We start from the raw sequence: 23,183 nt of genomic DNA, 5'->3' as shown, positions 1-23,183 counted from the left end.
AAACCACCGGCCGGCCCCGCAGGACCGGCCGGCACGTGCGCGCCGGCCTGGGGTCAGGCCTGGTGCTGTTGCACGGTATGCATGTCCTTGTCTCCACGGCCGGACAGGTTGACCAGGACGATCTGATCCTTGGGCAAGGTGGCCGCCAGCTTGGCCGCATGGGCCAGGGCATGGCTGGACTCCAGCGCCGGGATGATGCCTTCGATGCGGCAGCAGTTGTGGAAGGCTTCCAGCGCTTCGGCATCGGTGATGCAGGCATAGCTGGCGCGGGCGCTGTCCTTGAGCCAGGCGTGTTCCGGACCCACGCCCGGATAATCCAGGCCGGCCGAGACCGAATGGGTCTCGATGATCTGGCCGTTGGCATCCTGCAGCAGGTAGGTACGGTTGCCGTGCAGCACACCGGGCGAGCCCAGCGTCAGCGAGGCCGAGTGGCGGCCGGTCTCCAGGCCATCGCCTGCCGCTTCCACGCCGACCAGCTTGACGTCCGGATAGTCGATGTAGGGATAGAAGATGCCCATGGCGTTGGAACCGCCACCGACGCAAGCCACCACGTAGTCCGGCTGGCGCGAGGCGATTTCCGGCATCTGCTGGATGCACTCGTTGCCGATCACCGACTGGAAGTCGCGCACCATCATCGGATAGGGGTGCGGACCGGCGACGGTACCGATGATGTAGAAAGTGGTCTCGACGTTGGTGACCCAGTCGCGCATGGCTTCATTGAGCGCATCCTTCAAGGTCTTGGAACCGGATTCCACCGGCACCACCTTGGCGCCCAGCAGGTTCATGCGGTAGACGTTCTGCAGCTGGCGCTTCACGTCTTCGCTGCCCATGTAGACGATGCATTCCATGCCGAAGCGCGCACAGATGGTGGCGGTCGCCACACCGTGCTGGCCGGCCCCGGTCTCGGCGATGATGCGCTTCTTGCCCATGCGCTTGGCCAGCAAGGCCTGGCCGATCACGTTGTTGATCTTGTGGGCGCCGGTGTGGTTCAGGTCTTCCCGCTTGAAGTAGATCTGCGCGCCGCCGGCGATCTCGGACCAGCGCTTGGCGTGATACACGGGGCTGGGGCGGCCGACGAAATGCTTCAGTTCGGTGTGGAATTCGGCCAGGAACTGCTCATCGTGCTGATATTTCGCATAAGCGTCGCGCAGCTCGTTCAAGGCCAGGGTCAGCGTCTCGGAGACGAAGCTGCCGCCGTAGGGACCGAAGTGGCCACGGGCGTCGGGCAGGTTGTAATGGGCCGTCTGGTGCAGGGCGGCGGCGGGAATGGCTTGACGCTCGGCGAAACCGCCGAGGGGATTCAATTCTTTCATGGTGTTCCTCTGAAACTCTTTGGGGGTGCGCTACACGGGGGTAGCATCGGCCAGACGCACGGCCTGGATGAAGGCCTCTATCCTGGCGGCATCCTTGATGCCCTTGGCGGCTTCGACGCCACTGCTGATGTCGACCGCGTACGGGCGAACGCCTGCCACCGCCTCAGTGACGTTGTGTACGCTCAAGCCACCACTCAAAACGGCCCGAGGCGCGAGTTCTTTTGGAATGAGAGACCAATCGAAAACCTTTCCGCTGCCGCCATACTCCTCGACCAGGGTGTCGAGCAGCAGTCCGGTGAAAAACGGACTGGCGGAGCGATATGCCTGCTCGTATTCTAACAAATCCGCGGGCTGCGTCGAACTTCCTATTCTGGCCGCGCGCATGAAGGGTCTGACAACAGCACGGGCGATGGCGGCGCACTGCTCGGGCGTTTCGTCGCCATGGAACTGCAGCACCGTCAGGGGGGCCTCGGCCAGCACCTGCTGCACCTCTTCCAGGGTCGGATTGACGAACAGGCCGACGATGCTCACGAAGGGCGGCACCGCACGGGCCAGCTCGCCGGCACGATGCGGCGTCACGTAGCGCGGGCTCTTGGGATAGAACACCAGGCCCAGCGCATCGGCGCCAGCGGCCACGGTGGCACGGACATCCTCTTCACGGGTCAGGCCACAGATCTTGATGCGGGTACGAAAGCTCATGGAGATTGCCTCATGGGTGAATACTTCGACTGGTCAGCCTGCTGACGCACTTACAGCCAGGGCCAGGAACGCGCCTCCTGCGGCAGCGCCCAGCTATCCGGATAGTCGACCCGCGCCAGGTACAGGCCGTCAGGCATGAAGGTCGGCGCGGCGCGGCTGCGGTCGCGCAGGGCCAGCACCTCCCCCATCCATTCCGGCCCCTGCTTGCCGCTGCCGACCACGATCAAGGAACCGACGATGTTGCGCACCATGTGGTGCAGGAAGGCATTGGCCTTGAGGGTGAAGACGACCATGTCGCCGTGGCGGCGCACGGCGATGCTCTCCATCTTGCGTACCGGAGACTTGGCCTGGCATTCCACGGCGCGAAAGCTGGTGAAGTCATGTTCACCGATCAGGTGTTGCGCGGCCTGGTGCATGCGGTCCGCGTCCAGCGGGCGGAAGGTCCAGCCAGCTTTGCCGGCCAGCAGCGGCGAGCGCACCGCGTGGTTGTAGAGCACGTAGTGATAGGTCCGGGCGATGGCCGAAAAACGCGCATGGAAACCGAACTGCGCCAGGCTCTCGGCCCCTTCCCGCTCGGCCCCGTGCAACTCGGCCGCCTGGGCGGCGGCACTGGCACCGGCAATGGCCGCATCATCGACCCACGGCAGTTCGCAGGCCCAACGCACCGCGATCGTGGGCGGTAAAAACGCATTGGTGCCACGCACCCAGGAAAAGCTGTCGCGGGCAATGGCCGTATCGAAATGCACCACCTGCTCCAGCGCATGGACGCCCGAATCGGTGCGGCCAGCGCAGGTGGTGGCAATCGGCGTCGTGCTGAAGCGCTGCAGGGCCGCTTCCAGCTGGTCCTGCACGGTCTGGCGGTGCGGCTGGGTCTGCCAGCCCTGCCAGCTGGCGCCGTCATATTGCACGCCCAGCACCACGCGGCGCAGCCCCTGGGACGGGGAAGAAAGTTCTGTCATGGATATTCACTGCTTGTCGCCAACGGCCGGGGTCCTGCGCGAGCCTGCAGAAAGCTTCATACAGCCCGCACACCACGGTCTGGCGGCACGATAAAAACGAACGGGCAGCTCATGCGAGCTGCCCGCGAGATGAAGCTATTGTAATCGCTCCCTAGGCCGGGATCAGCCGAGGGCGGCGATCATGGCCTTGGCGCGCGCCACCTGGGCGTCGTTGCCGCCGCGCATCACCTCTTCCAGCAATTCGCGGGCGCCTTCCTTGTCGCCGATTTCTTCATAGGCGGCGGCCAGGTCCAGCTTGGTGGTCATCTCCTGCTCGAAGGCCGATTCCTCGTCCTCTTCCAGGATGTTCGCCGCCGACGGGGCCGGGGTGTCTTCCGGCAGGCTCAGGTCCAGGTCGGCCAGGGTCGTGGCAGCCGGCGCATCGTCAAGACTGTCCAGCAGCATCGAGGCCGAAGCCGCGCCGCTGGAAGCCGGCAGGATGGGCTCGTCCGCATCCGGCTTGGCGCCGTTTTCCAGATCCAGGTCGAAGTCGATGTCCTTGCCCAGATCCATCGCGGCTGCCGGCGCCGGGTTGGCGTCCGGCTGCACCTCGGCGGCCTTGAAATCGGACAGGTCGAATTCCATGCCCGGGGCTTCTTCAGGCTCAGGCTCCGGCTCGGCAGGCGTACCGCCATAGAGCGGATTGGTCGGATCGATGGAGAGGCCCAGCGCTGCGGCCTTGACCCAGGTCTCGTTGAGGCCGCCGCTGAGGGCATGCAGGTTCAACGCCACGCGGTTGAAATTGTCGACGTCGCCGCGCTTGGCGTAGATCTCCAGCAGCTTGGCATGCAGGGCCTGGCGCTCGGGCTGGGCCTGCAAGGCCAGCTTGAGGATGTCCTCGGCCTGTTCGTCACGGCCGTAGGCGATGTACATGTCAGCCTCGGCGATCGGATCGACCGGGGCCTCCTCCACCACGGCCGCTTCGGCCGGTGCCGCCACGGGCTCCACCGCCGGTTCGGCTTCGGGCTCGGGCTCGGGTTCAGGCTCGGCCACCGGGACGGCGGCGGCGACGACAGGCTCGGGGGAAGGGGCAGGCTCAGGCTCGATGGCAGGTTCAGCCGGTCCGTCCTCGGACTTCTTCTTGCGGCGGCGCATGGCCAGCACGCCACCACCGGCAGCCAGCAGGGCCACCAGGAGACCTGCTCCGGCGAGAATGTAGGGATTCTCCTTGACCTTGTCCATGAAACCGCCGGACTTGGCGGCTTTGTCCGCCGGTGCGGCCGGGGCCGCAGCCGGGGTGGCCGGTGCAGCCACGGGGGCCGGTGCGGCAGCAGGCGCGGGCTTGTCCTCCGGCTTGGTCTCGCCACCCTCGGCCGGCTTGTCGGCGGCAGCCGCCGCCATGGCAGGCGCTGCTGCCGGCTTGGCGGCCTCGGCCTCCTTCTGTTGCTGGGCGGTCAGGTCGGCGATGGTCTTGTTCTTCAGCTCCAGCAGTTTCTGGAGATTGTCGACGTTCTTTTCCAGGTCCTTGACGCGGTCATTGGCTTCGGCCAGGGCGCGCTCGCTGGCCGCCTTGTCTTCGGCCGCAGCGCCGGCATTGCCGGTCTTGCCACGGGTCTTGCTGGCGCGCGACAGCTCCAGGCGATCACGCGCATCCTGGGTGCCGGAGCGCTCCTCCACCCGCGCGGTGATCTTGCCACCGCCGCTCTGGCGGTTGCTGCCAGCCTTGCCGGCAGGCGCGTTGGCCACCTGGCCGGCCAGCTTGTTGCGATAGGCGTTGAAGTCCTGGGCTTGCGCCACCACCATGCCGCGTGCTTCGTCACGGTCAACCGCCGCAGCGGTTGGCTGATCCGGGATCGCCAGGATCTTGCCGGCGCGCAGGCGATTGATGTTGTTGCCCTGGAAAGCATCCGGATTGGCGCGGTAAAGCGCGATCAGCATCTGGTCCAGCGAAACATTGGCTTGCTGGTTGCGGGCGGCGATACCGGCCAGGGTGTCACCCTGCTTGACGCGGTAATCACCGCTCTTGCCAGCGGCCGGGGCCGCCGCCGGGGCTGCCGGTGCCGAACCGCTGCCCGAGGCGGCGGGTGCGGCCGGGGCGGCGGCCATGGCCTCCGGGCTGGCCGAGGCCGGGGTGTTTTCAGGAGCGGCTTGCTGGCGGCGGATCAATTCTTCGGCCAGTGCGGAAGGGGCCGCACGCTGCACGATGCTGGTGGCAGGCTCTTCGCCGCTGACCGGAATCGGGGCGCTGGGGGCAGCCGCGGCTGCCGGTGCGGCCTGCGCGGCAGGCGCCGCGGGTTCAGCCGCCGGAGCCGCTGGCGTCGCCGGAGCCGCGGGAGCCGCCTGTGCGGCGGCCGGTGCCGCCGCAGACGCCGCAGCCGTTTCCGGCGCAGCCGGTGCGGGTGCAGCAGCCGCAGCAGCCGCAGCAGGCGCGGCAGGCGCAGCGCTGGCAGCCGCTGCCGGCGCATTGCCCGGCGTCAGCGGCGCGACCTGGGCATTACGCGGGGTCTTGCTGTCCGGCGGGTCGAGCAGGAAGGTGTATTCACGCAACTGGCGCGATTCGCCGGAGCCCAGTTCCAGCAGCAGGTCGACGAAGGGATCGCTGACCGGCTGGGAAGAACTGATGCGGATGAAATGACGCCCCTGGCGCTGTTCCAGCACGATGGACAAGGAGCTCAGGACCGGGTTGTAGTCCATGTTGGCGCGGCGGAAAGCCTCGGCCGGCGCCAGGCGTGCCGTCAGCTTGCCTGCTTCGGCTGCGGCGACCGAGGTCACCTCGATTTCGGCCCGCAGCGGCTGTCCCAGTGCCGACAGCACGGTCAGCTTGCCCAGGGCGGCGGCTTGCGCCCCCAGCGGCAAGGCCATGGCCAGCGCAAGGGCGGCGCTCAGGGTCTTCATCTGGGATCGGGCAAGCTTCTTGTTGGTATTTACAGGCATGTTTTGTTTGGCTTAGAGAAACGTTCCGCTTCAAACCCGTCACGCTGGCCTTGGACCCGGTGCTGGCCCGGGAATGCCGTACAACTCCGTGAATGGGGCAAGTGCCGCGCGGCCTCTGGAGCCGGCCCGCGCCACTCCGGTACTGGCTTGCTGTTATCGCGCCTCTTCTTGCAGGCCAGCGGACCGGAGCAGATCCATTTCATCAAATCCAGCAGGCGCTCAACGAGAGCGCTGCCACTTGTTGGCTTTCATGAAATAGATTGGCTTTTCAACTTATCATCAAGAACTTACACCCGCAAGTGTACTTACTTTCTCAAGATGAGAAAAACCCGCCAGCTTCCACAGGGGTGGAAGCTGGCGGGCTATTGTTGCAGACTGACAACGCGAAAGGCAAGCCTTATTCGCATTGCAGCATCGCCTGCGGCCTGCTGGCCGGGATCGCTCCCGGCCTGCGGCATCACTCCAGGTTGCCCAGGATGATGCGCAGCATGCGGCGCAGCGGTTCGGCCGCGCCCCACAGCAGCTGGTCGCCGATGACGAAGGCGGAGATGTATTCCGGACCCTGGTTGAGCTTGCGCACACGGCCCACACCGATTTCCAGGCCGCCGGTGATGGACGCCGGGGTCAGTTCCTTGACCGTGATGGCACGGTCATTGGGCACCCACTTCACCCACTGGTTGCCGGCACGGATGATGGACTCGATCTCGGCCAGGGGCAGGTCGCGCTTCAACTTGATGGTCAGCGCCAGGCTGTGGCAGCGCATCGCGCCGATACGCACGCACAGGCCGTCCACCGGGATGATCTGCTCGTTGCCCAGGATCTTGTTGACTTCCGCCTGGCCCTTCCACTCTTCCTTGGACTGGCCGTTTTCCAGCTGGGCGTCGATCCAGGGGATCAGGCCGCCGGCCAGGGGCGCGCCGAAGAATTCGGTCGGCACGTCTTCACGGATGGTCTTGGCGACCTTGCGGTCGATGTCCAGGATGGCCGAGGACGGGGTTGCCAGCTCGTCGGCCACGGCCGCGTTGATGACGCCCATGCCCTTCAGCAGCTCGCGCATGTGGTTGGCGCCGCCGCCGGAAGCGGCCTGGTAGGTCATGGAGCTGACCCACTCGACCAGGCCTTCCTTGAACAGGCCGCCCACGCCCATCAACAGGATGGAGTTGGTGCAGTTGCCGCCGATGTAGTTCTTCACACCCTTGGCCAGCGCATCCTTGATGACGTTGTTGTTCACCGGATCGAGCACGATCACGGCATCATCCTTCATCCGCAGCGAGGAAGCGGCGTCGATCCAGTAGCCATCCCAGCCAGCGGCGCGCAGCTTGGGGAAGATCTCATTGGTGTAGTCGCCGCCCTGTGCGGTGATGATGATGTCGCATTTTTTCAGCTCTTCAATGCTGTTGGCGTCTTTCAGGGTCGTTGCCGTTTTGGCAAACGACGGCGCCTTGCCGCCCGCATTCGAAGTCGAGAAAAACACCGGTTCGATGTGATCGAAATCACCTTCGTCCTGCATGCGTTGCATCAGGACCGAACCCACCATTCCACGCCAGCCAACCAAACCAACCAGTTTCATCATCTTTCCCTATTTAGAACTTCCATGGTGAACAAATCAGATTGAACACAATTGCGCCGGACCATCCGGCATTTCAAGCACCCGGCCGCACCATTTGGGGCACGGCCAGGCGACGTTGATCTCAGGCGAGGGCCTTGACCACGGCTTCACCCATCTGCTGGGTGTTGACCTTGGTGCAGCCTTCTTCATAAATATCGGCGGTGCGCAGACCTTGCGCAAGCACTTTCTTCACGGCGTTCTCGATGCGGTCGGCCTGCTCGGCACGGTTCAAGGAGAAGCGCAGCATCATCGCCGCCGACAGGATGGTCGCCAGCGGATTGGCGATACCCTTGCCGGCGATGTCAGGGGCCGAACCGTGCGAAGGTTCATACAGGCCCTTGTTGTTGGCATCCAGCGAGGCCGAGGGCAGCATGCCGATCGAACCGGTCAGCATGGCCGCCGCGTCCGAGAGGATGTCGCCGAACATGTTGCCGGTGACGATGACGTCGAAGTTCTTCGGCGCCTTCACCAGCTGCATGGCGGCGTTGTCCACGTACATGTGCGACAGCTCGACGTCCGGGTACTCCTTGCCGACTTCGGTGACGATGTCTTTCCAGAACTGGAAGGTTTCCAGCACGTTGGCCTTGTCCACGCTGCACAGGCGCTTGCCGCGCTTGGCGGCGGCCTGGAAGGCGACGTGGGCGATGCGGCGGATTTCCGGTTCCGAATAGCGCATGGTATCAAATCCTTCACGCGCCCCCTTGAAAGGACCGTCCGGCGCCTCGCGCATGCCGCGCGGCTGGCCGAAATAGATGTCGCCGTTCAGTTCGCGCACGATCAGGATATCCAGGTTGGCCACCAGCTCAGGCTTCAGCGAAGAAGCACCGGTCAGTTCCGGATAGCAGATCGCCGGACGGAAGTTGGCGAACAGCTGCAGGTGCTTGCGCAGGCCCAGGATGGCTTGCTCGGGGCGCAGGGCGCGCTCCAGCTTGTCGTACTTCCAGTCGCCCACGGCACCGAAGAGGATGGCATCAGCTTCCTTGGCCAGCTTCAGGGTGCCGTCCGGCAGCGGGTGGCCGTGGGCCTCATAGCCGGCGCCGCCGACCGGGGCGGTTTCCATTTCGAACTTCTCGTCCAGGGCGTTGAGCACGCGGACGGCTTCATCGACGATCTCGGGACCGATGCCGTCACCCGGCAGGATAGCAATCTTCATGGCTTCTCTTTCTCAGTGTTTCCAGCGTTCTTGGAATAGTAACGACAAGGGCGGCCATCTGACCGCCCTTAGCTGTTGTCTCGACGATCCTCTTCAGATCGTGTTGCTCAGCCAGGGCTGTTCGTGCAGGTGTTTCTCTTCGTAGGCACGAATGGTGTCGGCTTTGCGTAGGGTCAGGCCAATGTCGTCGAAACCGTTCAGCAGGCAGTACTTGCGGAATTCGCTGATGTCGAACGGATAGACTTCGCTGCCATTGGTGGTGCTGACGACCTGCTTTTCCAGGTCGATGACCAGGCGATAACCCGGGAAGGCTTTGACCTCATTGAACAGGTGATCGACCTGTTGTTCAGTCAGGACGATGGGCAGCAGCCCGTTCTTGTAGCAGTTGTTGAAGAAGATGTCGGCGAAGCTAGGCGCGATCACGGCACGGAAGCCGTACTGGTCCAGCGCCCACGGCGCGTGTTCGCGCGAGGAGCCGCAGCCGAAGTTCTTGCGCGACAGCAGGATGGACGAACCCTGGTAGCGCTCCTGGTTGAGCACGAAATCGGGATTGAGCGAACGCTTGCTGTTGTCCATGCCCGGCTCGCCATGGTCCAGGTAACGCCATTCGTCGAACAGGTTGGGGCCGAAGCCGCTGCGCTTGATCGACTTCAGGAACTGCTTGGGGATGATCGCATCGGTATCGACGTTGGCGCGATCGAGCGGCGCCACCAGTCCTTCATGCACGATAAATTTATTCATGAGCTTGACCTCGGGTCGGCGGGGCGATTGCTCTGCCCTACCCTTCCTGTTTCCTGTTCAAAAACTGAAGCTGCGGCACGCTGGCCGCAGCCTTGCACTGTCTGATCCTGCTAATTTCTGCTTATTTCTTGCTGGCGTCCTGCATCTTCTCGCCGACCTTTTCGACATCCTTGCCGAAACCATTGACGGTATTGCAACCGGCCAGTGCACCCAGGGTGACGGCCAGCAGAACCAGAGCGGAGATTTTTTTCATGGTTGTTTTCTCTCGAAAAGATTCACAAGCAAGCGCTTACAGCGAACGCACATCCACGAAGTGACCGGCGATACCGGCTGCCGCCGCCATGGCCGGGCTCACCAGGTGAGTACGGCCACCGGCACCCTGGCGGCCCTCGAAGTTGCGGTTCGAGGTCGAGGCGCAGCGCTCGCCCGGTTCCAGGCGGTCGGCGTTCATGGCCAGGCACATGGAGCAGCCCGGTTCACGCCATTCGAAACCGGCATCGCGGAAGATCTTGTCCAGGCCTTCACGTTCGGCCTGTTCCTTGACCAGCCCCGAACCCGGCACCACCATCGCCAGCTTGACGTTGGAGGCGCGGAACTTGCCACGCACCACCTTGGCCGCTTCGCGCAGGTCTTCGATGCGGGAATTGGTACAGGAACCGATGAAGACCTTGTCGATGCGGATGTCTTCGATGGGGGTATTGGGCTTCAGGGCCATGTAGGCCAGGGCCTTTTCCATGCCGTCGCGCTTGGTCGGGTCCTTTTCCTTGTCGGGATCGGGGACGCGGGCGTCGATCGACACCACCATCTCGGGCGAGGTGCCCCAGGTGACCTGCGGCTTGATCTCGGCGGCGTTCAGGGTCACGACCAGGTCGAACTTGGCGCCCTGGTCCGAATGCAGGGTGCGCCAATACGACACGGCGCGCTCCCAGTGCGGGCCGGAGGGCGAGAAGGGACGGCCCTTCAGGTATTCCAGGGTGACGTCGTCGAAAGCCACCATGCCGGCGCGGGCGCCTGCTTCGATGGCCATGTTGCAGACCGTCATGCGGCCTTCCATGGACAGCGAGCGGATCGTCGAGCCAGCGAATTCGATGGCGTAGCCGGTACCGCCGGCGGTACCGATCTTGCCGATCACGGCCAGCACGATGTCCTTGGCGGTAACGCCAGCCGGCAGCGCACCGTCGACCTGCACCAGCATGGCCTTGGACTTGCGCGCCAGCAGGGTCTGCGTGGCCAGCACGTGTTCGACTTCGGAGGTGCCGATGCCATGGGCCAGCGCGGCAAACGCGCCGTGGGTGGAGGTGTGCGAATCGCCGCAGACCACCGTCATGCCCGGCAGCGTGGCGCCCTGCTCAGGGCCGATCACGTGCACGATGCCTTGACGCTTGTCGTTCATGCCGAAGTACGTCAGGCTGAATTCTTTTGCATTGCCGTCCAGCGTTTCGACCTGCAGGCGCGAGATCGGGTCGGCGATGCCTTGGGCGCGGTCGGTGGTGGGGACGTTGTGGTCCGCCACCATCAGGTTGGCCGAGTTCCGCCAGGGTTGGCGACCGGCTAGCTTGAGGCCTTCGAAGGCTTGCGGGCTGGTCACTTCATGGAGCAGGTGGCGGTCGATATACAGGATGGCGGTACCGTCATCTTCCGTATGAACGACGTGCGACTCCCAGAGTTTGTCGTAGAGCGTCTTGAGCATGTTGCGGTCCGGCGGAAACGAGAAAGGGGTGCTGAACGGGAAAAATAGCTTTTGATTATGCCATAAAGCGACAGGTCTGACCTCCCCGCCGTGTTTTCCGCCGCGTTGCAACAACAGAGAATAATGCTGCAAGGCAGCAGAAAAAGCGCAGGACGTGCGGCGCGCATGAAAAAGCCGGCATTTCTTCCGTGGCGGAAGAAATGCCGGCTTGCTCTTTCTGAACTTGCTGGAATCAGCGCTTGCGGGTCTGCTGGTAAAGCGGTTCAACGCGCTGGGCGTAGACCGTCAGGTCGGCGATGCGCTCGCTGCTGGAGGGGTGGGTGGACATGAACTTCATCGGCTCGTCACCGCCCAGGCTGGCCATCTTCTGCCACAGGGTGACGGCGGCCTTGGGGTCATAGCCGCCACGCGCCGCCAGTTCCACGCCGATGCGGTCGGCTTCAGTTTCATTGGCGCGCGAATTGGGCAAGCCCATCAGGCCCATGTACAGGTATTGGCCGCCCTGCTTGCCCACGTCGCCCAGGCCCAGCAGCGCCGCACCGATGGAGATGGCCGAATTGGCCACCACCTGCTGCGAAGCGCGCTCGCGGGCGTGCTCACGCAGGGCGTGGGCAATCTCGTGGCCCATCACGGCGGCCAGTTCATCGTCGGTGATCTTGAGCTTGTCGATCAGGCCGGTATAGACCGCAATCTTGCCACCGGGCATGCACCAGGCATTGGTCTCATCAGAACTCAGCACGTTGACTTCCCAGTTCCACTTCAGCGCATCCGGACGGAATACGCCGGTCTGCGGGATCAGGCGATTGGCGATGGCCCGCACGCGCTGCGCCTGGGCGGCATTGCGATTGAGCAGGCCTTTGCTCTTGGCCTCGGCCAGCACCTGGGCGTATTCCTTGGCGGAAGACGCTTCCATCTCGGCCGAAGACACCAGCATCTGCTGCTTGCGGTCGATGCCGACGGCGCCGCCTTGGGTGGTCTGGACGGTTTCGCAAGCCACCAGGCCCACCAGGGCTGCGGCCAGCAGACTGTTCTTGATGATAGGGTTGAGCACCATGCCCGCCTCCATTTGAGTAATTGATATTGATCTCGGGTCCGGTCTGCTGGCGTGCTTGCTGCCGCCAGTCAGCCGTGAGCCGCTTCGACCCGGCTCTTTGCAAATTGTTTCAGGCAAGAAAAAACCGGCGACCGCATGCGCGATGGCCGGCTTGCTGGCAGGGCTTGCCGACCGCTCAGCGCAAGGCTGGCGTCTCAACCTTCACATCGCCGCATTGTGCGCGATGACGCAGGGCGTGATCCATCAGCACAAGGGCCAGCATGGCTTCGGCAATGGGGGTGGCGCGAATGCCCACGCAGGGATCGTGGCGGCCGAAGGTTTCCACCGAGATCGGCTGGCCGTTCTTGTCGATGGACGGGCGCGGCGTGCGGATGCTGGAGGTCGGCTTGATGGCAATGGAAGCCGTGATGTCCTGCCCGGTCGAGATGCCGCCCAGGATGCCGCCGGCGTTGTTGCCGACGAAGCCTTCCGGGGTCAGCGCGTCACCGTGCTCGGAACCCTTCTGCGCCACCGAGCGGAAACCGGCACCGATCTCCACGCCCTTGACCGCATTGATGCCCATGAGCGCATAGGCGATCTCGGCATCGAGCTTGTCATAGAGCGGCTCGCCCAAACCCACCGGGACGTTCTGCGCCACCACGTCGATGCGCGCGCCGATGGAGTCGCCGTCCTTGCGCAGGGCATCCATGTACTCTTCCAGGCGCCCGATGATGCTGGCGTTGGCTGCGAAGAAGGGATTGTTGGGGACGTGTTCCCAGGATTCAAAGGGAATGGCGATCTCGCCCAGCTGGCTCATGCAGCCCTTGAAGGTGGTGCCGTATTTCTCGAACAGCCACTTCTTGGCGATGGCCGCCGCACCCACTACGGGGGCCGTCAGGCGCGCGGAGGAACGGCCGCCACCGCGCGGGTCGCGGATGCCGTACTTGTGCCAGTAGGTGTAGTCGGCATGGCCGGGGCGGAAGGTATCGAGGATGTTGCCGTAATCCTTGCTGCGCTGGTCCTGGTTGCGGATCAAGAGCGCAATCGGGGTGCCGGTGGTCTTGCCTTCGTAGACGCCGGAGAGGATCTCCACCGTATCCGGCTCCTGGCGCTGGGTCACGTGGCGCGAGGTGCCGGGACGGCGGCGGTCCAGTTCGGGCTGGATGTCGGCTTCGGAGAGCGTCATGCCCGGGGGGCAGCCATCGATCACGCAGCCGATGGCCGGGCCGTGGGATTCGCCGAAGGTGGTGACGGTGAAGAGCGTGCCGAAGGTATTGCCGGACATGATGGAATTCGCGCAAAAATTGGGGGAAACCGCGATTCTACCAGCCTCGGCGGCCGCCGACGAGCCGCGCCGGACGGCGCGCTCGCCCCGGCCGGCTTATTTCCAGTCGCCGCGCAGCGCCCTGACCTGCTCCTGCAGGCCCTCCGGGCTGACCGCTGCGGGCGCGATCGGCTCGCCCACCGCCAGTTCCAGGCGCGAGAACAGCCCGCGCTTGAAGGTGCGCGCCACCGGATTGCTGGGGTCGCGCGAGAACAGGCTGCCCCACAGCCCGCGCAGGGCCATGGGCAAGACCGGCACCGGGCTGCGGTCGATGATCTTCTGCACGCCGCCCTTGAAGGGGTTGATCTCGCCATCGCGGGTCAACTTGCCCTCCGGGGAGATGCACACCAGTTCCCCCTCGTGCAGGGCCTGGGCGATATCGACGAAGGCCTTTTCGGTCAGCCACGGGTCTTCCTTGACCGGCGCAATCGGGATGGCCCGCACATTGCGGAACAGCCAGGACATCACCGGAATCCTGAAAATCTGGTGATCCATCACGAAGCGCACCGGGCGCGGGCTGGCGGCCATGATGGCAATCGCATCCAGGTAGCTGACGTGATTGCACACCAGCACAGCCGGTCCCTCCTCAGGAATGGCCTGGCCGTTGATGATGCGCACCCGATAGAAGGTATGGATCAGGATCCAGGCCAGGAAGCGGATCAGGAACTCCGGCACCAGCGAGAAGATGTAGACCGCCACCACGCCATTCATGATGGCCGTGGCCAGGAAAATCTGCGGGATCGTCAGCCCGGCCTTGAGCAAGACCATGGCCACCAGGGCCGAGACCACCATGAAGAGCGCATTCATGATGTTCATCCCGGCAATGGTGCGCGAGACATGGGCCGGGTCGCAGCGGGTCTGGATGAGCGCGAACAGCGGCACGATGTACAAGCCGCCGAACAGGCCGATGCCCAGGCAATCGAACAGGATGCGCCAGCTGCCGCCCTGCGCCAGGAAGCCGCCCAGGTCCAGCATGGCCGACGGTGTGACATAGGCCTGGCTGGCGAAATACAGCTCCAGCCCGAACACCGACAAACCGATCGAACCGAAGGGCACCAGCCCGATTTCCACCTTGTGCCCGGAGAGCCGTTCGCACAGCAGCGAACCGGCACCGATGCCGACCGAGAACACCGCCAGCAGCAGCACAAAGACGCTGTGATCGCCATGCAGGTAGTTCTTCGCGTAGACGGGGAATTGCGCCAGCATGATGGCGCCATAGAACCAGAACCAGGAATTGCCCAGGAGCGACAGGAACACCGGCCGGTTGCGGCGCGAATAGCCGAGGTTGCGCACGGTCTCGGTGAAGGGATTCCAGTTCACCTTCAGCTCCGGCACCGGGGCCGGCGAGAGCGGAATGCGCAGGCTGGCCAGCCAGCCCAGCACGGCGATGCCGATGGTGATGCCGGCCACCAGGTGCAAGCCCCAGGGCTTGTGCACCACCAGCACCGCCCCCAGGATTTCCCCCAGCAGGATGCCGACGAAGGTGCCCATCTCGATCAGGCCATTGCCGCCGACCAGTTCCTCGCGCTTCAACTGCTGCGGCAGGTAGGCGTATTTCACCGGTCCGAACAGGGTGGAATGGATGCCCATGCCGATCACGGCGGCGATCAGCAGCCACAGGTGATGGGTCATCCAGCCATAGGCGGCGATGCCCATGATGGCGATTTCCAGCAGCTTCACGAAACGCGCCACCCTGCCCTTTTCCAGCTTGTCGGCCAGTTGGCCGGAGGTGGCCGAGAACAGGAAAAACGGCAGGATGAACAAACCCGGAATGAGGTTGTTGAGCAGGCCCGGATCCATGTCCGTCCACGACAGGGCGTCATAGGTGAGGATGGTCAGCAGCGCCGTCTTGAACACGTTGTCGTTGAGGGCGCCGAGGAACTGGGTCCAGAAGAAGGGAGCGAAGCGCCGTTGGGAGAAGAGCTTGAACTGGCTGTTCTTTTGCATGGGCAGTCAGGTTGAGGGAGCAAGCGCGCAGCCTACGCTGCACGGGTCAGGATTGGCAACAATACCAAAGGGCAAGAAAAATCGGGCAATAAAAAACCGCTCCAGCAGGAACGGTCATGACAACGCCGCCTGCACCCGGCAGGCGGACCAGTTTGAACAGGCCAAGCGTCAGCTATTGCCTTCGCGCTCTTCTTCCTCGGCCGGCCAGTCGCGGATGTAGGCCTTGAGCATCTTGTTCTCGAAGCCCTGCGCATCCAGCACCGCCTTGGCCACGTCGTAGAAGGACATCACGCCCAGCACGGTACGGGCTTCCATCACCGGCACGTAGCGCGCGTGCTTTTCCAGCATGATGCGGCGCACTTCGTTGAGGTCGGTATCCGGGGTGACGGTGATGGGCGCATCGTTCATGTGCTTGCGCACGGTCGAGCCGCCCAGCTCGCCACCGTTCTTGTGCAGCGTCAGCAGCACTTCACGGAAGGTCAGCATGCCGACCAGGTCGCCGTATTCCATGACGACCAGCGAGCCGATGTCTTTCTCGGCCATGGCGGCCACGGCCTCCTGAATCGGGGTATCCGGCGTGACGGTGAAGAGGATGTTGCCTTTGACCTTGAGGATTTCAGAGACTTTCATGATGTCGTCCTGGTTTGGTTATATGAAGCTGTTTTGACTGTAGGCGATGACGCCGGGAAAATCCAATTCATGGGGGCAACAGGATAACTGATCCTGACCGCAGCCGCTCTGGATGCCTCCTCCACGCCTCCTTTGCAGGAAAGAAAACACATGGTACGGGCAAGGGCGACATTTGGGCAACCCGCAAAGACGCTGCTGCGCAGTATTTCCATGCAGAATTTGCGTTTGCTAGATGAAGCTTGCTTCAGCACAAGGATTGCAAAGAAGCGCTGCGCTGACTACCCTGAAGAGGTCAGGACTCTCCGGAGAAGACCATGGCCGCTACCCTGCCCGAACGGCATTACGCCAGTTTCAGCGAGTTCTATCCGACCTACCTGAGCGAGCACGCGCACCGGGTCAACCGGCAGCTGCACTTCCTCGGGTCGACGCTGGCATTGTTGAGCCTGTTGCTGCTGCTGATCACGCACCAGTGGTGGTGGCTGGCCGTGGCCCTGTTCTGCGGCTACGGATTTGCCTGGGCCGGGCATTTCATGGTGGAGAAGAACCAGCCGGCCACCTTCCGCCATCCGCTCTATTCCTTCATGGGCGATTGGGTGATGTACTGGCAAATGCTCACGGGACAGGTCTCGTTTTAGAAACCTTCATATCGGGTCTGAAACCGCCTGAGCCGGGCCACGTCGGTGGCGGCTCAGCGTTCCCACAGGCGCCGGCGCGCCTCCAGCGGCACGGCAGCGTGCGGCATGGCGGCCACGGTGGCCGCGACTTCTTCCCCGGCCACCCGCCCGGCCTGGCAATACTGCGCCAGCGACTGTGCCAGCTCGGCGTTGATGGCATCCTCGACCCGCGCCACCAGCGCTTCTTCCTCCCCGGCCTGGGCCAATACCGCCGGGTCGAACACGAACAGGCGATACACCCGTGCCAGCTGGATGGTGTCGGGATTGGCCACCAGGGCCCAGCGATCCATGTCATCGGTGATGCGGCGGTTCCAGCCGCGCCGGCTGCGGCTGCCCGCATCGGGCTTGACCGAGGCCACCCAGCCCTCTTCGCTCATGCGTGACAGCAATTGCTGCAGTTCTCCCAGGCCCAGCTTGGTGGCGCGCCGTACCTCGTCCATGCTCACCACGGCCGACTCCACGCCCACGCGCGCCGCGTGCAGGAATTTCAGGACCTTGACCGCATCGATGAATTCCGCGCCCGGCGAAGGCACGTGCCACCAGCGCTCATAGCGCACCACTGGCAATGCTGCTGTCAACAGCGCGCCGAAGAGCGTGATCATCCACATCATGTAGATCCACACCAGGAAGATCGGCAGCACCGCCACCGTGCCATAGACCATGGTGTAGGTCGGGAATTGCAGGATGTAGGCCGCGAAGAGCCGCTTGGCGATTTCCAGCCCGATGCCGGCCAGCAGGCCGCCGGCGGCCGCATCGCGCCAGTCGACGGTCTGGTTGGGTACGGTGCTGTAGAGCAGCGTATAGGCCAGCGTGGAAAGCATCAGGGAAACCAGCGTGTAGAAGCTCGCGCCCAGCCACGGCAGGCTCTTGACGGCGCCGCCGGTGGCGGTGGAGAGGTACGAGGTCACGCTGATGGAAACCCCGATCAAGAGCGGACCCAGCGTGATGATGGCCCAGTACACCAGCACCCGCTGCACCAGCGGGCGGGACTTCTTGACGCGCCAGATCTGGTTGAACACGCTCTCGATGGTGGACATGGTCAGCACCGAGGTCAGGATCAAGAGCACCCCGCCCACGGCCGAGATGCGCGCCGACTTGGCGGCGAACTGGTTGAGGTAGCCCAGGATGGTGTTGGCCACGCCCTTGGGCATGAGGTTCTCGACGAAGTAGGCTTCCAGCGAGGCGCGGAAGGTCGAGAACAGCGGGAAGGCCGTAAACAGCGCCAGCGCGATGGTCAGCATCGGCACCAGCGAGAGGATGGTGGTGAAGGTCAGGCTGCCGGCCACTTGCGGCAGGCGGTCCTCGCGCAGTCGCCGGGCGGCGAAGCGCAACAGGTCGCTGAACTGCTCACGGGTCAGACCACGCATATGGGACAAGGAAAAACGCAAAGAAGACATCCGTTCGACTTCATCAGAGACGCGCATCCCGGGATGCATCGTCCCATCGGGGTTGAATCAGGCCGCCGCGCAGCAGGTGTGCCTGCAAGGCGCCGGACGGCAAGTTTGGCGATTATCGCCCAAGCGGGCGGCAAAATCCCGTAAAACTGCCCGACAGACCCAAAGTTTCTGCATCCTCTTGGGGCAGATGAAGAAAAAGCGGGGCCTCACCAGCTTTTCCTGCTGTCTGGGAGCAAAAAAACGGAAATATAATAAGTCACATGACGACCTCTTCGACCGCAACTTCCGTGCAGACTTCCTCCAACGCCACCCTCCTGGTGCTCTACTATTCGCGCCACGGCGCCACCCGCAAGCTGGCCGAACTGATCGCCCAGGGCGTGGAAAGCGTACCCGGCTGCGATGCGCGCCTGCGCACGGTGCCGGCGGTCTCCACCGTCACCGAAGCCGTGGAACCGGACGTGCCAAGCTCCGGCGCCCCCTATGTGGAAGCCAGCGACCTGGCCGAGTGCGACGGCCTGGCCCTGGGTTCGCCCACGCGCTTTGGCAACATGGCAGCGGCCATGAAATATTTCTGGGACGGCACCTCGCCGCAGTGGCTCTCCGGCGCCCTGGCGGGCAAGCCGGCCTGCGTCTTCACTTCCACCGGCAGCCTGCATGGCGGCCAGGAATCGACGCTCCTGAGCATGATGCTGCCGCTGCTGCACCACGGCATGCTCATCGTGGGCCTGCCGTATTCGCATCCCGAACTGATGAACACCTCCAGCGGCGGTACGCCTTATGGCGCCAGCCACTGGGCGGGCGTCAACGGCAACCAGCCGCTGTCGGACGACTCGCGTACGCTGGCCATCGCGCTGGGCAAACGGCTGGCAGAAAACGCCATCAAATTACGGAGACCATCATGAACAGCAGTGCGCGCTACTTCCACCTCGGAGCCAGTTCCAGCCTGATCGCCCTGATCCTGCTCTGCCTGGCGTGGGAACTGGTGCTGGCGCCACTGCGACCGGGCGGTTCGTGGATGGTGTTGAAAGTGGTACCGCTGCTGCTACCCCTGCGCGGGGTGTTGAAGCGCGATGTCTATACGCTGCAATGGTCCTCCATGCTGATCCTGGCCTACCTGGCCGAGGGCCTGGTGCGCGCCACCAGCGATAGCGTGCATGCCTCGGTGCTGCTGGCCTGGGTGGAAGTGGCGCTGACCACGCTGTACTTCGTCTGCGCGCTCTCCTACCTGCATCCCTTCAAGAAGGCCGCCAAGGAAATCGCCCGCCAGGCGATCCAGAAGGCCTCCCAGTAATCACTCATCGTCCCCATCCCGACCGGGCGCGCCACTGCACGTGGCGCGTTTCACTTTCATGACCGACTTCCTCGCTGCCTGCCGCGCCGCCATTGGCGCCGCCCATGTCCTCACCGATGCCGCCGACACCGCCGGCTACCTGACCGACCAGCGTGGTCGCTACACCGGCCGCGCCCTGGCTGTATTGCGCCCGGCCGATGCCGCCGAAGTGGCCACGCTGGTGCAACTGTGCGCGCGCCATGCCATCCCGCTGGTGCCGCAAGGCGGCAATACCGGCCTGGTGCTGGGCAGCGTGCCCGACCAGCAGGGCAATGCCGTGGTGCTCTCGCTGCGGCGCCTCAACCGCATCCGCGCGGTTGACCCGGTCAACAATACGATGACGGTGGAAGCCGGCTGCGTGCTGCAGCACCTGCAGGAGCAGGCGGCCGCAGTGGAACGCCTGTTCCCCCTTTCGCTGGCGGCCGAAGGCAGCTGCACCATCGGCGGCAATCTCTCCACCAATGCCGGCGGCACCGGCGTGCTGCGCTATGGCAATACGCGCGAGCTGTGCCTGGGGTTGGAAGTGGTGACGGCCGAAGGCGAGATCATTAGCAGCCTCAAGGGCTTGCGCAAGGACAATACCGGCTATGACCTGCGCGACCTCTTCATCGGGGCCGAGGGCACGCTGGGCATCATCACTGCGGCGGTCGTCAAACTCTTCCCGCAGCCGCGCGCGCAACTGACCGCACTGGTGGCGCTGCAGACCCCGGCCCAGGCGCTGCAGCTGCTGCAGCAGGCGCAAGCGCGCTGTGGTTCGGCCTTGACCGGTTTCGAGCTGATGTCGGATTTCTGCCTGCAACTGGTCTGCAAGCACTTCCCCGACCAGCGCCTGCCCTTCGCCCACGCCCATCCGCAATACGTGCTGCTGGAACTGTCGGACAACGAATCCGAAGACCACGCCCGCACGATCTTCGAAACCCTCATCGGCCAGGCGCTGGAACAGGGGCTGGCGCAAGACGCCGTCATCGCCGCCTCGCTGGCCCAGTCCAGGGCACTGTGGCGACTGCGTGAAAGCATCTCGATGGCGCAGGCGCACGAGGGCAAGAACATCAAGCACGACATCTCGGTGCCGATCTCGCGCATCGCCGAATTCATGGAAGTGACCGATAGCCTGGTGCAGCAGGCCGCACCGGGTTGCCGCATGGTCAGTTTCGGCCACCTGGGCGATGGCAACCTGCACTACAACGTCTCGCCCCCGGTGGGCGTGGCCGATGCCGATTTCCTGGCGCGCCAGGGCGACATTAACCGCGTGGTGCATGACAGTGTGGACCGCTTCGGCGGATCGATCTCGGCCGAGCATGGATTGGGCGCACTCAAGCGCGAAGAGATCCTGCGCTACAAGTCGCCGGTGGAATTGCGTCTGATGCGCGCCATCAAGCAGGCACTGGACCCGCAGCAACTGATGAATCCGGGCAAGGTGCTGTGACGCCGGTTTGAAGCGCGATTCAACAAAAAGGGACGGACGGTGAACCGAGCCGTCCGCCCCAACCTCCCCCTCAGGAGCCTGCCTGAAACGCTGGTCTTGCTCGCGTTTCCCTATGTCGTGATCTTTGCATCAAGCGCGCTGCTCCAATCCAAGGAATAGCAGGCGATGCCACGGCCAATTTGTGGATTCAGGCCGCCGTTTTGTGCTGCGCGGACGGCGCCTTCCCATCCGGCTGCTCGCGCATGGTCTGCAGGAACAGGTCCGGCGCCATCGGCCGCCCCATCAGATAGCCCTGCAGGGCATCGCACCCCACCGCGTGCAGGAACTGCTGCTGGCCCTCGGTCTCCACCCCTTCGGCCACGATGCGCAGGTTCAGCGTGCGGCCCAGGGCCACGATGGCCGAGACGATGGCGGCATCCTCGGTACCCTCGCTCAAGTCCCGCACGAAACCGCGGTCGATCTTCAATTCATTGGCCGGCAGGCGCTTGAGGTACAGCAGGCTGGAGTAGCCGGTACCGAAATCGTCGATGGAAATCTCCACGCCCAGGTCGGCGATCTGCTGCAACGTCGCGAGGCTCTGCTCGGTGTTGCTCATGGCGGTCGACTCGGTGACCTCCAGGGTCAGGCAGGACGGCGGCAGCTGGTGTTTCTCCAGCGCAGCACGCACCACATCCAGCAAGTGCGGATCGGCAAACTGTACCGGCGAGAGATTGACCGCGATCTTCCAGTGGGCATAGCCCAGGCTGAGCCACTCATGCATCTGGCGGCAGGCCTCCTCCAGCACCCAGGCACCGATGGGGATGATCAGGCCGGATCGCTCGGCCAGGCCGATGAATTCATCCGGTCCCACCAGCCCGCGCTGCGGATGCTGCCAGCGCAGCAGCGCCTCCGCTCCCAGCACCGTGTCGTCCGAGAAGCTGAACTTGGGCTGATACACCAGCCGGAACTGATTGCGCTCAAGGGCCACCCGCAGGTCCTGCAGCCACTGCAGCTGCTGATGGGCATTGGCATTCATGGACGGCTCGAAGAAGTTGTAGCCGTTGCGGCCGGCGCGCTTGGTGTGATACATGGCGGCGTCGGCATTGATGACCAGGTCATGGCGCGTGGCCCCGTCTTCCGGATAGATGGCGATACCGACGCTGGCCGAGACGCGCAACTCCTGCCCGGCCAGGCGGAACGGCTGGTTGACCACCTCCACCAGTTTCTCGGCCACCGGCATGGCGTCTTCCGGTGCGACCAGGTCGACCAGGATCACGAATTCGTCCCCCCCCAGGCGCGCCACCGTGTCGTGCGCCCGCATGGCCCCGAGCAGGCGCTGCGCGACCTCCACCAGCAGGCGGTCGCCGACATGATGGCCCAGCGAGTCATTGATGGCCTTGAAGTCGTCCAGGTCCATGAACATCAACGCGAAATGCCCGCGGTGACGGGACGCCTTGTTGATGGACTGGGTCAGGCGGTCCTCCAGCAGGGTGCGATTGGGCAGCTTGGTGAGCTGGTCGTGCAGCACCATCTGGGTCAATTCTTCATTGGCTTCGGCCAGCGACCGTGCCAGCTTGGCGGTACGCGACTCCAGCCGGGCGTCCAGCACGGAAGTGAGCAAGGCGATGGTCAGCACCGCCAGCGTGACCACGATGATCAGGATCGCCAGCCAGCCGGTGCCCACGCCCTCGCGCGCCGACAGGCAGACCGAGCCATTGGGAAAGGTCGCCGCCGCCATGCCGGTGTAGTGCATGCCGACGATGGCCACGCCCATCACCACCGAGGCGCCGGCGCGTGCGGCTTTCACGTGCGGCGTGTTCTTGCGCAGGCTGAAGGCGATCCACAGCGCCGCCGCCGAGGCCGCCACGGCGATCAGGATCGAGGCCAGGAACAACACCAGGTCGTAATCAATGCCGGGCTGCATGCGCATGGCCGCCATGCCGGTGTAATGCATGCCGGCAATACCGGTTCCCATCAGCAACGCACTGCCGAAGAGCCGGCGCAGCGGCAATTCGCTGCGCGTGACGATCCACAGCGCGAAGCCCGAGGTGGCCATGGCGATGAGCAGCGAGAGCGAGGTGATCCAGACGTCGTAGCCCAGCGCAATGGGCAGGCGGAACGCCAGCATGCCGATGAAGTGCATCGACCAGATGCCCACCCCCATGGCCACCGCCCCGCCGGTCAGCCAGAAACGCGCTGCGCGCGACTGCTGGCGGCTGGTGGTATTGATGCGCTCGGCCATATCCAGCGCCGTGAAGGACGCAAGAATGGCTACCAGCAGGGAAACGACAACCAGCAGCTTGTCGTAGGAGGCAATGAGCATGGCAATAAGGACGGCTAAATGAGCAAAGCTTGCAAGAGAGCTG

General features: G+C 64.1%; 19 protein-coding genes. 4 read left to right on the top strand and 15 right to left on the bottom strand.

Annotated elements, in window-relative coordinates; translation table 11 throughout:
- Positions 1 to 53: 53 nt before the first annotated feature.
- The 13 genes from trpB to CEJ45_RS09770 all read right to left on the bottom strand — a co-directional run bounded on the left by trpB (position 54) and on the right by CEJ45_RS09770 (position 16,011).
- Complete coding sequence (gene trpB / locus CEJ45_RS09830) at positions 54 to 1,313, bottom strand: tryptophan synthase subunit beta (protein ID WP_088754949.1); 1,260 nt, start codon at positions 1,311 to 1,313, stop codon at positions 54 to 56.
- Between the two features lie 30 nt (positions 1,314 to 1,343).
- On the bottom strand, positions 1,344 to 2,012 hold the full coding sequence (locus CEJ45_RS09825) for a phosphoribosylanthranilate isomerase (RefSeq protein ID WP_088754948.1): 669 nt from the start codon (positions 2,010 to 2,012) through the stop codon (positions 1,344 to 1,346).
- 50 nt (positions 2,013 to 2,062) lie between these two features.
- Complete coding sequence (locus CEJ45_RS09820; RefSeq protein ID WP_088754947.1) at positions 2,063 to 2,971, bottom strand: tRNA pseudouridine synthase A; 909 nt, start codon at positions 2,969 to 2,971, stop codon at positions 2,063 to 2,065.
- 162 nt (positions 2,972 to 3,133) lie between these two features.
- On the bottom strand, positions 3,134 to 5,884 hold the full coding sequence (locus tag CEJ45_RS09815; RefSeq protein WP_088754946.1) for a motility hub landmark protein FimV: 2,751 nt from the start codon (positions 5,882 to 5,884) through the stop codon (positions 3,134 to 3,136).
- 457 nt (positions 5,885 to 6,341) lie between these two features.
- Entirely contained in the window at positions 6,342 to 7,454 is a 1,113-nt protein-coding gene (asd, locus tag CEJ45_RS09810; protein WP_088755000.1) for an aspartate-semialdehyde dehydrogenase, read from the bottom strand.
- A 121-nt stretch (positions 7,455 to 7,575) separates the two neighbouring features.
- The gene (gene leuB, locus CEJ45_RS09805; RefSeq protein WP_017452965.1) at positions 7,576 to 8,646 is read right to left on the bottom strand and encodes a 3-isopropylmalate dehydrogenase; all 1,071 of its coding nucleotides are present in this window, start codon (positions 8,644 to 8,646) and stop codon (positions 7,576 to 7,578) included.
- A 93-nt stretch (positions 8,647 to 8,739) separates the two neighbouring features.
- On the bottom strand, positions 8,740 to 9,387 hold the full coding sequence (gene leuD, locus CEJ45_RS09800; RefSeq protein WP_088754945.1) for a 3-isopropylmalate dehydratase small subunit: 648 nt from the start codon (positions 9,385 to 9,387) through the stop codon (positions 8,740 to 8,742).
- A gap of 121 nt (positions 9,388 to 9,508) precedes the next feature.
- Positions 9,509 to 9,640, bottom strand: coding sequence for an entericidin A/B family lipoprotein (locus CEJ45_RS09795; RefSeq protein WP_008330868.1), 132 nt, complete (start codon positions 9,638 to 9,640; stop codon positions 9,509 to 9,511).
- A 36-nt stretch (positions 9,641 to 9,676) separates the two neighbouring features.
- Positions 9,677 to 11,077, bottom strand: coding sequence for a 3-isopropylmalate dehydratase large subunit (leuC, locus tag CEJ45_RS09790; protein ID WP_088754944.1), 1,401 nt, complete (start codon positions 11,075 to 11,077; stop codon positions 9,677 to 9,679).
- Between the two features lie 232 nt (positions 11,078 to 11,309).
- Entirely contained in the window at positions 11,310 to 12,131 is an 822-nt protein-coding gene (locus CEJ45_RS09785) for a M48 family metallopeptidase (protein ID WP_186450089.1), read from the bottom strand.
- 175 nt (positions 12,132 to 12,306) lie between these two features.
- A complete protein-coding gene (aroC, locus tag CEJ45_RS09780; protein ID WP_088754942.1) occupies positions 12,307 to 13,395 on the bottom strand; it encodes a chorismate synthase in 1,089 nt (362 codons plus the stop codon).
- 96 nt (positions 13,396 to 13,491) lie between these two features.
- On the bottom strand, positions 13,492 to 15,381 hold the full coding sequence (locus CEJ45_RS09775; protein ID WP_088754941.1) for an MFS transporter: 1,890 nt from the start codon (positions 15,379 to 15,381) through the stop codon (positions 13,492 to 13,494).
- A 168-nt stretch (positions 15,382 to 15,549) separates the two neighbouring features.
- Positions 15,550 to 16,011, bottom strand: coding sequence for a CBS domain-containing protein (locus tag CEJ45_RS09770; RefSeq protein WP_008330875.1), 462 nt, complete (start codon positions 16,009 to 16,011; stop codon positions 15,550 to 15,552).
- A gap of 314 nt (positions 16,012 to 16,325) precedes the next feature.
- Between CEJ45_RS09770 and CEJ45_RS09765 the strand changes: the two genes are divergently transcribed.
- Entirely contained in the window at positions 16,326 to 16,646 is a 321-nt protein-coding gene (locus CEJ45_RS09765) for an Mpo1-like protein (protein ID WP_088754940.1), read from the top strand.
- Positions 16,647 to 16,699: 53 nt separating this feature from the next.
- On the opposite strand, the gene CEJ45_RS09760 is transcribed toward CEJ45_RS09765, so the two are convergent.
- A complete protein-coding gene (locus CEJ45_RS09760) occupies positions 16,700 to 18,052 on the bottom strand; it encodes a YihY family inner membrane protein (RefSeq protein WP_241517317.1) in 1,353 nt (450 codons plus the stop codon).
- Positions 18,053 to 18,342: 290 nt separating this feature from the next.
- Between CEJ45_RS09760 and wrbA the strand changes: the two genes are divergently transcribed.
- From wrbA to CEJ45_RS09745, 3 genes are read left to right on the top strand one after another with little or no spacing between them, the layout of a single operon-like run.
- Positions 18,343 to 18,984 (top strand): NAD(P)H:quinone oxidoreductase, encoded by a 642-nt coding sequence (gene wrbA / locus CEJ45_RS09755; protein ID WP_088754938.1) that lies wholly within the window; start codon positions 18,343 to 18,345, stop codon positions 18,982 to 18,984.
- A complete protein-coding gene (locus CEJ45_RS09750; RefSeq protein WP_088754937.1) occupies positions 18,981 to 19,373 on the top strand; it encodes a DUF2069 domain-containing protein in 393 nt (130 codons plus the stop codon). The genes wrbA and CEJ45_RS09750 overlap by 4 nt, the downstream gene beginning before the upstream one ends.
- Positions 19,374 to 19,431: 58 nt before the next feature.
- The gene (locus tag CEJ45_RS09745) at positions 19,432 to 20,838 is read left to right on the top strand and encodes an FAD-binding oxidoreductase (protein WP_088754936.1); all 1,407 of its coding nucleotides are present in this window, start codon (positions 19,432 to 19,434) and stop codon (positions 20,836 to 20,838) included.
- 187 nt (positions 20,839 to 21,025) lie between these two features.
- Here CEJ45_RS09745 and CEJ45_RS09740 read toward each other — a convergent pair whose 3' ends face one another.
- Entirely contained in the window at positions 21,026 to 23,140 is a 2,115-nt protein-coding gene (locus CEJ45_RS09740; RefSeq protein WP_088754935.1) for a putative bifunctional diguanylate cyclase/phosphodiesterase, read from the bottom strand.
- Positions 23,141 to 23,183: the final 43 nt, after the last annotated feature.

This window comes from Herbaspirillum aquaticum, assembly GCF_002213425.1.
Classification (GTDB): domain Bacteria; phylum Pseudomonadota; class Gammaproteobacteria; order Burkholderiales; family Burkholderiaceae_D; genus Herbaspirillum; species Herbaspirillum aquaticum.
The sequence above is the reverse complement of the archived record's forward strand: the minus strand, read 5'-3'. Positions and strand labels throughout refer to the sequence as shown.